General features: G+C 45.4%; 9 protein-coding genes and 1 tRNA gene. All 10 read right to left on the bottom strand.

Annotated features, from left to right (window positions below; all coding sequences use genetic code 11):
• Positions 1-56 precede the first annotated feature (56 nt).
• Positions 57-149: transfer RNA gene (locus TW84_RS21345), tRNA-Ser, on the bottom strand.
• A gap of 183 nt (positions 150-332) precedes the next feature.
• Positions 333-530 (bottom strand): carbon storage regulator CsrA, encoded by a 198-nt coding sequence (csrA, locus tag TW84_RS21340; protein WP_006963114.1) that lies wholly within the window; start codon positions 528-530, stop codon positions 333-335.
• A 92-nt stretch (positions 531-622) separates the two neighbouring features.
• On the bottom strand, positions 623-1,810 hold the full coding sequence (locus TW84_RS21335) for an aspartate kinase (RefSeq protein WP_045977635.1): 1,188 nt from the start codon (positions 1,808-1,810) through the stop codon (positions 623-625).
• Between the two features lie 194 nt (positions 1,811-2,004).
• On the bottom strand, positions 2,005-4,587 hold the full coding sequence (alaS, locus tag TW84_RS21330) for an alanine--tRNA ligase (RefSeq protein WP_045977634.1): 2,583 nt from the start codon (positions 4,585-4,587) through the stop codon (positions 2,005-2,007).
• A gap of 141 nt (positions 4,588-4,728) precedes the next feature.
• Positions 4,729-5,193, bottom strand: a complete 465-nt coding sequence (gene recX, locus TW84_RS21325) for a recombination regulator RecX (RefSeq protein WP_045977633.1) — start codon at positions 5,191-5,193, stop codon at positions 4,729-4,731.
• A gap of 82 nt (positions 5,194-5,275) precedes the next feature.
• Positions 5,276-6,322 (bottom strand): recombinase RecA, encoded by a 1,047-nt coding sequence (gene recA, locus TW84_RS21320; protein WP_045977637.1) that lies wholly within the window; start codon positions 6,320-6,322, stop codon positions 5,276-5,278.
• Between the two features lie 186 nt (positions 6,323-6,508).
• Positions 6,509-6,994: a nicotinamide-nucleotide amidase gene (gene pncC / locus TW84_RS21315; protein ID WP_045977632.1), complete on the bottom strand. Its 486-nt coding sequence runs from the start codon at positions 6,992-6,994 to the stop codon at positions 6,509-6,511.
• Between the two features lie 78 nt (positions 6,995-7,072).
• Positions 7,073-8,137 carry a toxic anion resistance protein gene (locus TW84_RS21310; RefSeq protein WP_045977631.1) on the bottom strand — a complete coding sequence of 355 codons (1,065 nt, stop codon included), beginning with the start codon at positions 8,135-8,137 and terminating at the stop codon, positions 7,073-7,075.
• Between the two features lie 9 nt (positions 8,138-8,146).
• Positions 8,147-8,857, bottom strand: coding sequence for a phospholipase D-like domain-containing protein (locus tag TW84_RS21305; protein ID WP_045977630.1), 711 nt, complete (start codon positions 8,855-8,857; stop codon positions 8,147-8,149).
• Positions 8,847-13,712: a DNA repair ATPase gene (locus TW84_RS21300; RefSeq protein ID WP_045977629.1), complete on the bottom strand. Its 4,866-nt coding sequence runs from the start codon at positions 13,710-13,712 to the stop codon at positions 8,847-8,849. The genes TW84_RS21305 and TW84_RS21300 overlap by 11 nt, the downstream gene beginning before the upstream one ends.
• Between the last annotated feature and the right edge of the window lie 48 nt (positions 13,713-13,760).

The following is a 13,760-nucleotide window of genomic DNA, read 5'->3' as shown; positions in this document are numbered from 1 at the left end:
TGAGCTACGAGCGCGCAATGCTTGTTTTAAAGCAGCTCCGAAGAGCAATGCAAGAATGGCGGTGAGGGAGGGATTCGAACCCTCGATGCGGCTACAAACCGCATACTCCCTTAGCAGGGGAGCGCCTTCAGCCTCTCGGCCACCTCACCGTCTTGCGGAGGCACATATTACGATTTACCCAAAATATGTCAAACATTTTCTTGGTAAAATCAGCAAAAAGTTAGCCAACCGTTGGCTATTTAATCAAAGCGGTGCTAATTCGCTCTTTTTGCTATAAATACATCCATCAACAATACAAAAAAGGCTGACATAATGTCAGCCTTCTCATGTAATTAGTAGTTGCCTGATGCAGTGTTACCATTACCTTTTTCTGCCTGAATGCGCATGTAGATTTCTTCACGGTGAACAGACACTTCTTTCGGCGCATTAACACCGATACGTACTTGGTTGCCTTTCACGCCCAGTACTGTGACTGTGACTTCATCACCGATCATTAGAGTTTCGCCAACGCGGCGAGTTAAAATTAGCATTCTTTGCTCCTTGAGTAATCTCTGATTTTTCTTGCTACGAGGCTATTATCCAACAAAAGTTATATTTTCGTAAACTCTATTCTCGAGCCTAACTAACCTAAAAAGGCATGTTTTTGCTGGCAGTCGAGCGCCTCTGCAGAAGTAATGTAAGCATCATGCAGTATGTTTGCCGCTTTGTCGATGTATTCTGGTGACAACACCAACATCAACGACTGTGAATTTACTGCATAATGCAACACATCTATCCCCTGTTCAGACAACAAGGCATAAGACTGTTCAACCAATCCTTCGACCTGAAGACCTACTGCTGTAAGCAAGCTAACCTCTTCACTATTACGGATTTTGTCACCGAACACCAGTTCCAGCTTGGCATAAGCATCGTGTTTTATCACCGCACCTACCCATTCTGCATGGTCGATCACATTCCAAATCGTGACACCCAGCATCTGACACTGTTTCTCTAGGCCACAGAATGCATCACGGTCAACCTTAAGCATTGTCAGTTCACGCTGGATTGCGACACCACAGATCGCCTTTTGGCATTCACTGCCCTTGACCAGACTGCCTGTATTGCTATCAAACGTGGAGAGAACACGAAGTGGCACATTATGTCGCCAAGCGTACTGAACCGAAGGAAGGTGGAGCACTTTCGCTCCTTTACGTGCCATTTCTTCCATAGAGGGAAAATCAATCACATCCAGCTTCTTGGCACTAGGAACCGTGCGAGGATCGCAAGTATAGATGCCGTCGACATCAGTAAAAATCTGGCACTCTTCAGCTTGTAGAAAGCCAGCTAAAGTAACGGCACTGGTATCAGATCCCCCTCGACCTAACGTGGTGATGTCCCCATTCTCATTTATACCCTGGAAGCCCGCGACAATGACAATATTGTCTTGTGCCAGCCATGATTCAATTGTTGAGGTATCAATGTGCTTAATCGTCGCGTCATTGTGTTGATTGTCCGTCACAATGTTCGCTTGTGCTCCGGTAAGTGAGCGTGCGGCATAACCCAGTTTATTCAGAGTCATTGCCAGCAGTGCCATCGACACCTGCTCACCAGCAGAGAGCAAAACATCAAGTTCTCGGGCAGTTGGCACGCTGTCTACCTGCTTTGCCAAATCCAATAGTCGGTTTGTCTCTCCAGACATAGCAGACACAACGACTACAACTTGATTACCATCATTCTTCGCCTTAATGATGTGCTCAGCGACTTTGTGGATCCTTTCAATTGAACCCACAGAGGTTCCGCCAAACTTTTGCACGATAAGGGGCTTTTTCACCAGTCTTCACCTTCCCAAGACCAAAGTCTCATTAGGCCGCATTCAATCAATTGAATATTGTTTGCAGCATTAATAACAAAAACCAAGCTGCTTAATCAGCACAGAGTAACTGAGCTATTAAACCACTTGGTTAGTAGAAAAAAATTACGCCCAATCAAACAATTGATTGAGCGTATTTATATACAAATCAGATTTTACAGGCGCTCTTCAAGCCATGGTTGAACAGACTTGATTGCTTCAGGAAGCGCTTCTACGTCTGTGCCACCAGCCTGAGCCATGTCAGGTCGACCACCACCTTTACCGCCGACTTGCTCAGCAACCATTTTCACTAAGTCGCCCGCTTTAACTTTGCCGATAAGATCTTTTGTGACCCCCGCAATCAAACCAATCTTCTCACCATTAACGTTCGCCAGCATTACGACACCACTGCCCATCTGGTTCTTGATGTCATCAACCATAGTACGAAGGTTCTTAGGATCGGCATCTTGCATCGCAGCGATAAGGACTTTAACGCCATTGATCTCTTGAGCTTTACCCATGATGTTTGCACTTTCAGCTGCTGCCATCTTGTCTTTTAGCTTCTGAATCTCTTTCTCTAGAGATTTTGCTTTCGACGCAGATTCTGCAAGCTTCTCTTCGAACTTCGCTTGTTGAGCTTCGATTGCGTCTAGTGCTGCTTCACCTGTTACCGCTTCAATACGGCGAATGCCTGCTGCGATACCACCTTCAGAAGTGATCTTAAATAGGCCAATATCACCTGTATTTGATGCGTGGATACCACCACAAAGCTCGGTCGAGAACTCACCCATTGAGAGAACGCGAACCTCATCATCATACTTTTCGCCGAATAGTGCCATTGCACCTTTCTGCTTCGCTGACTCGATGTCCATTACGTTAGTTTCAATAACGTGGTTACGACGAACTTGAGCATTCACTAAGCGCTCAACTTCTTTTAGTTCTGCTGGTGTTACCGCTTCTAGGTGTGAGAAGTCAAAACGTAGGTTTTCAGGTTTAACAAGTGAGCCTTTCTGCGTAACGTGTTCACCGAGTACTGAACGTAGCGCTGCGTGTAATAGGTGAGTCGCAGAGTGGTTAAGAGAAATCGATGCACGACGCTCAGCATCAACCGTCGCTTCTACTTCATCACCCTTCGCTAGAACGCCTTCTGCAAGAACACCATGGTGCGCAATTGCGTTACCTAATTTCTGAGTATCTTCGACTTTAAACAGACCAGATTCGGTTTTTAGCACACCCGCGTCACCACACTGACCGCCAGACTCAGCGTAGAATGGCGTTTCACCAAGGATGATGATCGCTTTGTCGCCTGCCGATAGAGCCTCTACTACCTCACCTTCAACGAAGATTTCAGCAACATTACTCTTACCTTCGGTACCTGTGTAGCCACAGAACTCAGACTCAGCTTCCGTTTTGATCGTTGCGTTGTAGTCAGTACCAAACTGGCCTGCTTCGCGAGCACGTTGACGCTGCTCTTCCATCGCTTTCTCAAAACCCGCTTCGTCGATGGTAAAGTCACGTTCGCGAGCTACATCGTTAGTTAAATCAGCAGGGAAACCGTAAGTATCGTAAAGCTTGAAGACGGTTTCACCGTCTAGCTCATTGCCTTCAAGTGCGTCTAGTGCTTCATTAAGAATCACCATGCCGCGCTCTAGTGTGCGACCAAAGTTCTCTTCTTCGATGCGAAGTACTTTCTCAACAAGCTCTTGCTGTTTCTTAAGTTCTTCTGCAGCGCTGCCCATCACTTCAGCAAGTACACCAACAAGTTTGTGGAAGAATACACCTTGCGCACCCAACTTGTTACCGTGACGAACAGCACGACGAATAATACGGCGTAGGACGTAACCACGACCTTCGTTTGAAGGCATAACGCCATCAGCGATTAGGAATGAACAAGAGCGGATGTGGTCAGCAATAACGCGTAGCGACTGGTTTGATAGATCGTCGTGACCGACAACCTCAGCCGTCGCTTTAATAAGCTTTTGGAATACATCGATTTCGTAGTTTGAGTGAACGCCTTGCATGATTGCAGAGATACGCTCGATACCCATGCCTGTATCAACAGCAGGCTTAGGTAGTGGCTCCATCGTGCCATCTGCATGACGGTTAAACTGCATGAAAACGTTGTTCCAGATCTCGATGAAACGGTCACCATCTTCTTCTGGAGTGCCAGGGCGACCGCCCCAGATGTGCTCACCGTGATCATAAAAGATTTCAGTACATGGACCACAAGGACCTGTATCCCCCATCGTCCAGAAGTTGTCAGATTCGAACTTCTTACCACCTTCTTTGTCGCCAATGCGAACAATCTTATCAGCAGGTACTCCGACTTTCTTGTTCCAGATCTCGAATGCTTCGTCATCTGTTTCGTATACCGTAACCAGCAGCTTCTCTTCTGGTAGGCCAAGAGTTTTAGTCAGGAACTCCCAAGCAAACGCAATCGCGTCTTCCTTGAAGTAATCTCCAAAACTGAAGTTACCCAACATTTCGAAGAATGTATGGTGACGAGCGGTGAAGCCAACATTTTCAAGGTCATTATGTTTACCACCTGCACGTACACAACGCTGAGCCGTAGTTGCTCGCGTGTAGGCTCGCTTTTCAGCGCCTAAGAAGCAATCTTTGAATTGGTTCATACCTGCGTTAGTAAATAGCAGGGTTGGATCGTTATGTGGAACCAACGATGAACTGTCTACGATTTGGTGTCCTTTGCTTTCAAAGAACTTGAGGAACGAATTGCGAACCTCATCAGTGCTCATGTACATGCAGCTCTTCCTGAAAATAGTCGAGTTAGAATTTTGCCGTATTGTAGATCAAGCAATCAGCCACGACTAGCTTTCTTGTAGAAAAGAGCCTTTTCTACGCGATTTTCACAATAAATCGAAAAATGCGCGCATAACCACTATTTATGATCTGTCTTCAGTACTCAGGGCATAGTTTATCTGTTCAAAGTTGTAGCCTCGATATTGAAGAAATCGAACCTGTTTTGCATACTCTTTCTGATCTTTCGCTTTAAGGCCTTTGAACTTTTTTTCGGCAGCCTGTTTCGCCAACTCAAACCAGTCTTGTGGCTCTTCTTCAAATGCCTTTTCGATGGTGGATTCACTGACACGTCTCTGATTAAGTTCCTGACGAATACGTCGTTCACCATGTCCTTTGTATACATGCTGTCGGATCTGGCTTTTGGCGTAACGAAGGTCGTCTAAGTAGTTGTGATCAAGGCAGAACTTAACCGCTTCTTGAATTGCCTCTTCTTCATAGCCTTTCATTGCAAGCTTCTGATAAAGCTCATACTCACCATGGTCACGCCGACTAAGCAGTTGAATGGCTGATTCTTTACTGGATAAAGTGGGAGGTTTGCGTTGAAACATAAGCACTCAACATTATTCGGTTACGCTAAATACAACAAAGCCCCGCAAATTGCAGGGCTTCAAAACTCTGAGCTATGAGTACTTATAGCTCTTCTTGCTCTGGCATTTCACCTAGCTCAGCTTCATCTGGCTGTATTTCTGCCGGTGTAAGCAACAACTCACGCAGTTTAGTGTCGATTTGCTGAGCCGCTGCTGGATTTTCACGCAGGTACTTACACGCATTTGCTTTACCCTGGCCAATCTTATCACCATTGTAGCTATACCAAGCACCTGCTTTTTCGACCAGCTTATTCTTCACGCCTAGGTCAATCAACTCACCTTCACGGTTAAAGCCAGCGCCGTACATGATTTGCGTTTCTGCTTGTTTAAACGGTGCCGCGATCTTGTTCTTAACCACTTTAATGCGAGTTTCATTACCCACCACTTCGTCACCTTCCTTGATAGAACCTGTGCGGCGGATATCAAGACGAACAGAAGCGTAGAATTTTAGTGCATTACCACCTGTAGTCGTTTCAGGGTTACCAAACATGACACCGATCTTCATACGGATCTGGTTGATGAAGATACACATACAGTTTGACTGCTTCAGGTTACCCGTCAGCTTACGCATTGCTTGAGAAAGCATACGCGCCTGAAGACCCATATGGCTATCGCCCATCTCGCCTTCGATTTCCGCTTTCGGTGTCAATGCAGCCACAGAGTCGACAACCATAACGTCAATCGCACCTGAGCGCGCCAGAGCATCACAAATTTCTAATGCTTGTTCACCCGTGTCTGGCTGAGAAACCAATAGTGCATCAATATCTACGCCTAGCTTCTTAGCGTAGACAGGATCAAGAGCGTGTTCGGCATCAATAAAGGCACATGTTTTACCTTCACGTTGTGCAGCAGCAATCAGCTCAAGAGTTAGCGTCGTCTTACCTGATGACTCTGGGCCATAAACTTCAACGATACGGCCCATTGGCAGACCACCAGCACCCAATGCGATATCAAGAGAAAGTGAACCTGTCGAGATGGTTTCAACATCCATAGCACGGTTATCACCAAGACGCATAATAGAGCCTTTACCGAATTGCTTTTCAATCTGACCGAGCGCAGCGGCAAGCGCTTTCTGTTTGTTATCGTCCATCACTTTCTCCGATTTTTTCATCAACGCATTGATGATCTTTGAATTCTTTTCTTTTTCCTCAGAGTCCACTGAGGCAATCAATGAAAATCATTATACTGTTGATTCATACAGTGTCTATAGCTGTGTGAACTTTTTTTAGACTTTCGTTATATCTATCTAATTTTTAAATACTTTAATTTTTAAAACCTACGACTGCACTCGCTGACTTAATTCCTCATACAGGACCTTTTGCGCCACTTCGACAGCTTGTCTACGAACTTCATGACGGTCGCCATCAAAGCAATACGTTGCTGCTTTACTCCATCCACTGTCATCAGCCCACGCAAAGCATACGGTCCCTACTGGCTTATCTTCGCTTCCGCCATCTGGCCCTGCGATACCGCTGACAGATACACCAATATTGGCATTTGAGTGTTTAATTGCCCCCAACACCATTTCAGTAACCGTTTCTTCACTAACGGCACCATGAGAGTTCAAGGTCGATGCTTCAACATCCAGCATTTCCATTTTTGCTTCATTGCTGTAGGTAATGAATGCTCGATCAAACCAAGCAGAGCTACCTGCAATATCCGTAATCGCGGCTGAAACGCCACCACCAGTGCAAGATTCTGCGGTGGTCAGAATGTATTGTTGAGATTGCAACAAAGCTCCCAACTGCGCGCTTAACTCCATATCTAGTTTCCTGTTCAATCACTTTGCGGATAGCATAGAATAAAACGACGGCTAAGGTTAGCCGTCGTTGCCTAAACGTTATTTTTCCAGTGATTGTTGCAGGGCAGATTTCAGTTCTTGTTCTGCCTGCTCAATAACTCGCTGCGCCTTTTCACGCTGCTCTCGACCTTCTTTTGCTCTTGAGAGGGTATTGCTTAGAGTTTCAATGGTGAGCTGATTGACTGTTTGTAACGAATCTAAATCCAAAATACCGCGCTGGTAGTTCTCGGCAATTTGCTCTTCTAATACTTTGAGCTTCTGTGCATTCTGAACGTACTGCTTGTTGGTGTAATCTTTGACCGCATGTGTAACTTGCAGTGCTTTTTCCTTTTCATAATTGGAAATAGCAATCAAGAATTGGCGCTTCCACAACGGGAAAGTGTTATGAACGATATCTTGAATATCCTCCATCAACATTTTGTTGCCCTCTTGGGACAAACGAATCTGCGGTGCAGTTTGAATCGCGGCCAACCTAGTGAGCTCCAAGTTGTGTACGCGTTTCTCTAACCTCGCCACAGCCTGTGTCGCATCTCGGTATTGCTGCGCATCTAAAGCATCTTCACTTTGTTCGGATTTAGCAAGTAGTCGCGGTAACACATCACTATTAAGCTGACTTAACTTGTATCGACCTGCGTCAATATAATGCTCTAGCCCTTCCAGTAGCTCTAGATTATGTTGGTACAGGGTATCAAGTTGATTAATGTCATGCGCTAATTTCACTTCCTGTCCTTGCAAGCGCTCAACCAATTGATCTAGCTGATTTCTCACTGAGTCAAAGCTCGTTGAAAACCGCTTGAACGAATCAAACACTTCACCAAACAAAGGTAATCGCGACAGTAAGCTACGCTGGCCTAGTTGATCAAACGCACTGCTATCCATTGAAGACACCATGGCTTGAAGAATATCGCCAGCTTCACCACTGTCTCTGACTCTAACCTGAGCTAAAACAGAATCAGAGAAAGCGGTGATTTTTTCCAGCGCTTCACTACCAAAAGTAATGGTCGCCACACTGTCAAAGGGATCAAAACGTTCGGCAATAGCCACTACTTCTGGAGTCGCTTCTACTTTCATCACTTCTGGCGGGGCTGAAACAGGTTCAGTCATAGGAGCTCCTTAATGTTGTGAAGGCTGATGGCAGGGAAACTGCTGCCACAGTTTTTCAAACTGTCTTGAAAAGGATTGAAGGAAGCGTTTGTCATCAGACAAAGTTATGTCTTCCTGATTGTATTTCGATGCGCTACGTGTCCAGTTGAAACTACCATTAATAAGACGCTTCTGATCGAAAATCGCAAACTTATGGTGCATATGATAAGGCGTGGTATCAATTTTAACAGCAACACCTTGCTCGGCTAAATACTCAATATCGCTGCCTTTGTCATACATCTTGTCGTTGTCTGAGATAATTCGAACTGTGACTCCACGTTGGTGAGCTTCAAGAATGTGTTTAGTCAGATCATCATCAGCAATAGTAAACACGCAGATATCGATGGAATCACGAGCCAACTTTAACTGCTCTATTATGCCAGTAGAGCAGCTTCTTCCTGGCGAAAACCAACTGGTCGCTAACTCACTTGACTGACCCGCGATGACGTTATCCAGTACCTTAATGATACGTTCAAGCCAACGTAATAACGCCATTGGATCAGAACCTTTCTCCATGAATTGCTTAGCGAGCTTAAAACTCTGATTGCGTAAAAACGCTCGGTCTTCTTCAGACATTACCGCTTCCGCCAGTTCCGCCTGAAGATGGCGTCTCTCGTGATCATCAAGACGATAGTCTATCAAAGACTCTTCCAGCCATTTGGCCCATTGATTACGATTCATTGATACTCTCCTGCCCAAAACGCGCGACATTCTGATTGAGCATTGCTAATTGCTGGACAACTTGACCAGCCCTATCTTCAGAGTCTCCCATGAGTTGCTGACGTTGATAGCTCTGTTTGATCTCTTTCCACCTGTCCATTTGGTCTGGGGTCATATTGCCTCTTAATTCAGCCAGCTTTAGTAAATTCTCTTCGGTACCACTGGCAAGCGTCTGAGCTTCGCCTTGATAATGATCTTGAAGTAGGGTGTTTAACTCTTCTTCGGTCATCACCGACGAGATTTTCTCTACTAACTTGTTCATATTTCGGTATGAACCCTGCAATTTAAACGCCGGCTCTACACGATATTGTTCCGCTGTGGCAGCTGACTGAATATACTGTTGGTTCACTTTCAGTACAGTTTGCTGAACCTGTGTTAGCTTTTGAATCGTAGCAACAATCTCGCTGGCTTCGGTTGCGGAATATGAGTGGCTCATCTCACTCAATGCAATGCTCTCTCCTTGTGCCATACGGACAAAACGATACAAGTCATTAAGATCGCGGGTAGCCAGTGGGGCCAACACTGAGTTAGATGTCAGCGAGTTTTCAATAAAGCTCAGCTCAAACGCCAGTTTTTGATCAGATAGCATATCACCGAGGTTGTAGATATCCGCTCGGTTGGCCAACATATCGGGAATACGAAACGCTTCACCAGTTTCAGTGTATGGGTTGCCTGCCATAACCACAGCAAACTTCTTCCCTCTCATATCGTATGTTTTGGTTTTACCTTGCCAGGTTCCTTCAATACGACGAGTACCATCACACAAAGAAATAAATTTCTGAAGCAACTCAGGGTGGGTATGTTGAATATCGTCAAGGTACAGGAGCACGTTGTTACCCATCTCAAACGCCAGATTAATTTTCTCTATCTCGCGAGCCGCGTTCTGATCCGGTGCATCTGCCGGATCCAGAGAAGTAGCCTGATGACCAATAGAAGGACCATTGATCTTCATAAATACTAGGCCTAACTTATGTGCAACGTATTCAATTAACGTGGTTTTTCCGTAACCCGGCGGTGAAATCAGCAGCAACATTCCCATTAAGTCGGTGCGCTTGTTGTCTCCAATCGTTCCCATCTGTTTGGCGAAGTTATCACCGATCAATGGCAAATAACTTTCACTGATGAGTTTATTGCGGACAAAAGAAGTCAATGGGCGAGGTTTAAACTCTTCTAGACGGAACTGTGCCTTCGCTTTGGACAATAGCTCGGTCCTTTGACCTAAATAGGCTTCATATTGAGGTACTACCTGACTTCGATGTGATTCGCCGCGCTGGATAAAATCATCCAATACGACAACCAATTCACCGTTGTTGACCCTATCATGCTCCCCAAGCAATCCAGAGACGCTACACTGCAAAGAAAAGTCGATGCTCTCTAACGTTAGAGCTGCTTGAGTCTTGCACAATGCGATCGCCGCGCTTTCAACGACGAATGCCTGACCATATTCTTTCTGAGTGGTGTATGCCTTCAACCACTGTTGGTGATCGCTAAACTGCTCACTCAATGGTTGTTCAGAGGGTGACCATCCTAAGCTTCTGCGGAACTGAAGATAATCTTCGCATAGAGTAAGAGCATCTTGACTGACGTGTATTGTCGTCTCTTTTTGCGCTAAAAGGTGAATCAAGTAACGGGCACTGTCATCGGCCTCATAGCCTGAAAAGTCCAACACTAACTGCTGCTGTAATTGGTTAAAGGCGTCAGAAGCATTCAGGTGTTCACGCAGCAATTGAGCATTTATCGCTTTGAGTCTCATCTCATGTACAAAGCTTTCCTTGTGCTCAAGCAGCCAAAGGAAGGCATTCGCTCTCGCAGTTTGGCTAAAACGCAGCAAGCCTGCTTTTTGGTAGATAGGTAACAACTGAGATAAGATTTTTACAGCATCACTGTCGTGAATCCCTTTGACATACCCTTCACGATAACGAGGCGCAGCAAAACGCTGGACTATCTCGGCCAAACGATTCTCACTCAATGCATGATACAAAGTGTTTAAATTTAAACCGGCTTCATTTTGCTCAGCGGAATAAACCATCAGATAAGCCAAATACTCTGCGCGATAAACAATGTCACTTTCTGATGCGACTTCCAACCGTGCAACATTTTGCAACTGTAAGAACTCTTCATTTTCGATCGGCTGATAGAAATCCGTTCCAGAAATATGGGTACAAAGCCGACCTTGTTGTTCAATCAGACTTAAGTCCAACGCCTGTTGATTGACGCTAAAGCGATGTTTACCTAAACGCAGAACTTTACCACCTTGCTCAAAAATATCCTGATTATCGCGCAGCGAGCGCAATGATTGGTCTTGCAAAGATTTGAGTTTGGCATCCAAACTGTCCGCTTTAACACTATCTCCTAATTGGCGAATCGATTCGGACAACTGATGCAATTTGAGCACCATTGCGTCGGTCGCGAAGTAGCTATTTAGACCTGCCACATCTTCAAACTTAGCCACACGTTTATCGATGCTACTCATCGTTACCGTAGCAGCCTGCAACAAGTTCTGTACTCTGCGCTGCTGCGCCGCGATCAACTGCTGCTTGTGGTTATCCAGCGTCGATTGAATTTCATCTCTTTTGGCATAAATCTCTGCGAGGAACTGGTCAAAATCAGCAAAGCGGGATTCCAGCTTATCAAGTTGGCTAATCAATTTGGCTAACTGAGTATCGCAATCATCCGGTGATGTCGCCTGCTCCATCGCGCTACTCACCGACTGACCGAGCAGTTTAAACTGAGCGCTGAACTCCGCTTGCGCTTCCTCGCTCTGTAGACCTTTACTTCTGCTACGCAGCTTAGCGGAAACACTGTTGAGCAACGAAGAGATTTCCGTGGTGAGATCTAGGATCCGTGTCGCCTGAGTTGGATCATCGGTTTCAATGTCCGTGACTTCTTCGGTGACCAATTGCAGATCACTTCTTAAATCATCTAATTGCTGCTGAAGCTTGGCCATGTGAGACGTCTTTTCTGTCTGCTCTAACTCCGCTTCAATTTGTTTAATGTGTTTTTTGAATGGCTGGTAGGCTTTTTCATCCTGCAGCAATGTCAGTAGCTGCTGGTTTAGTGATTCACGTTGCTGCTGAAGTGCCGTCAACATATTATCAACGATCATCACATCGACATAATGTTGCTGACGCAAAGCCATTGTCGCGCCCACCTGGCCTTTTACATCAGCCAGTAAACCTAGCAGTACATTCGCTTGCTCTTTAGGCGCAAGTTTTATTTTGCCAACCAGATCGTTAATGACGACTTGCTGCTGCTCTGTGCTTTGAGAGGCATGGCTTTGCAATTGTTGAACTTTAGCAAACTCATCAATAATTTTATCTGCTGTAACCATCAGTTCGTTAATGGCAGTTCCGATACCCAACGCATAGTCATGACTCAACCAATGGTAATGATCAAGAGTGCTTTGGCTCTGCTTAAGCAGCATCTCATAAGCGGCCTGTGTCACCTCTTCCGTTTGCGCTAACTGGCACACAGACAGAACAGAAGATAGCGCACGAACCAGTTCCGCATTGCCTAAATGAAACAGTGGGCTACTGCCATCAGTTTGAGCGTGAACACTCGCGTAATGCTCTGACGTTGAGAAGGGGGTATCCCACACACGTAAAGGGTGGATAGTGGAAGCTTCAGCATTTTCTGACAGTTGGAAAACGAGCAGTCGCCCATCAGGATATAGGCTAAAGCCGTGGCTTTCCATTGGCGCCGCAAACTGTTTTTCTATCATGTTGTAGGTGAAGGCAACATAGTAGCCTTGAGACATATTGAAGAAGAAATACAAAATATCTTCGCCATTGGGCGACACCACTTTCTGGAAAAACTGCAGATGTTGCCAAGGCATGTCAAATTGTTTGTGCTCACCATTCGCTAGCACGTAGCCATTGGCATATAAAATACCGTGCTCTTCAGGTAGAGCTTTTGCACTAACGCTCAAAGCATCCGTCCGGACAACCGACTGGGTGAGAGGGTTATACACAAAGTAACGATCTTTTCGCTCACGGTTAGGGCGGATTTTCAATGCGATCAACTCACCAACAAACGCATAGTCAATGTGAGCATCAGCTACGCTTTGGTGATGATCTTCCACTTCCTCGCTGTAAATGCCTTTACCATCATTGGTATTATCTTCGATTTTAATGGTTAGATCGCCGCCAATACACTCTACAAACAGCTTATCAGCAATAGAAACATGAGGATGGTTACCCATGATATGATCATCACGGGTCGTAGCGATCCAATCGAAATCGTGTTGAACGGTTTCAGTGAGAGAAGCATGTCCAGCAGAATCCAAATACTCAATTGAATTTGCATTGATCTGAAAGCGAAACACTTTGCGGTCTTCTACCCGCATACCAATTTGAAACGCTATGTAAAGCGTACTTTCCTGTCGTGAAATCTGAGACAGACGGGCGTCACGGTAGTAAGTAAACAGCTCCGTAAATTCGTGTTGAAAACGAATATCTTGGAGGAAACTGTTTTCTAACGAGGTAGGCTCGATACGAAGAGTACCTTCGTTGTCATGCAATTGATAAAGACCAAACACGTCCTGCAAAGCAGGCACTGCTTTCATGCCAACGTGTACTTGATAGCCAAATAGTAGTTGCTGATTGACTTGAGCCATGTCAATGGGAATACAACGAGCATCAGTTTGAACATTCGTCTTACCGACCAGTTTAAGTTCTTGGCCGCCAAAGACTTGTTGACGCTGCTGATTAAAAGAGTGTGTGAGCGATTTTAATTGTTGGCCTTGTTGAGCCAAACGAGATTTGAGGACCTCGTATGCGCCACCTTCACTCACCGCTTTCTGAGTCGAATCTGACATAGTAATACCTGTTTATCCCGCTTGTGTGAAAGCGGGATTCTATGAGAT

The sequence above is a fragment of the Vibrio neptunius genome (assembly GCF_000967495.1).
GTDB lineage: Bacteria > Pseudomonadota > Gammaproteobacteria > Enterobacterales > Vibrionaceae > Vibrio > Vibrio neptunius.
The sequence above is the reverse complement of the archived record's forward strand: the minus strand, read 5'-3'. Positions and strand labels throughout refer to the sequence as shown.

Bases quoted from the DNA above. Each gene is read 5' to 3' on its own strand.
- TW84_RS21310 (WP_045977631.1), bottom strand. From the start codon at position 8,137: ATGACTGAACCTGTTTCAGCCCCGCCAGAAGTGATGAAAGTAGAAGCG.
- recX (WP_045977633.1), bottom strand. From the start codon at position 5,193: ATGTTTCAACGCAAACCTCCCACTTTATCCAGTAAAGAATCAGCCATT.
- csrA (WP_006963114.1), bottom strand. From the start codon at position 530: ATGCTAATTTTAACTCGCCGCGTTGGCGAAACTCTAATGATCGGTGAT.
- alaS (WP_045977634.1), bottom strand. From the start codon at position 4,587: ATGTACATGAGCACTGATGAGGTTCGCAATTCGTTCCTCAAGTTCTTT.
- pncC (WP_045977632.1), bottom strand. From the start codon at position 6,994: ATGGAGTTAAGCGCGCAGTTGGGAGCTTTGTTGCAATCTCAACAATAC.
- TW84_RS21300 (WP_045977629.1), bottom strand. From the start codon at position 13,712: ATGTCAGATTCGACTCAGAAAGCGGTGAGTGAAGGTGGCGCATACGAG.
- TW84_RS21305 (WP_045977630.1), bottom strand. From the start codon at position 8,857: ATGAATCGTAATCAATGGGCCAAATGGCTGGAAGAGTCTTTGATAGAC.
- recA (WP_045977637.1), bottom strand. From the start codon at position 6,322: ATGGACGATAACAAACAGAAAGCGCTTGCCGCTGCGCTCGGTCAGATT.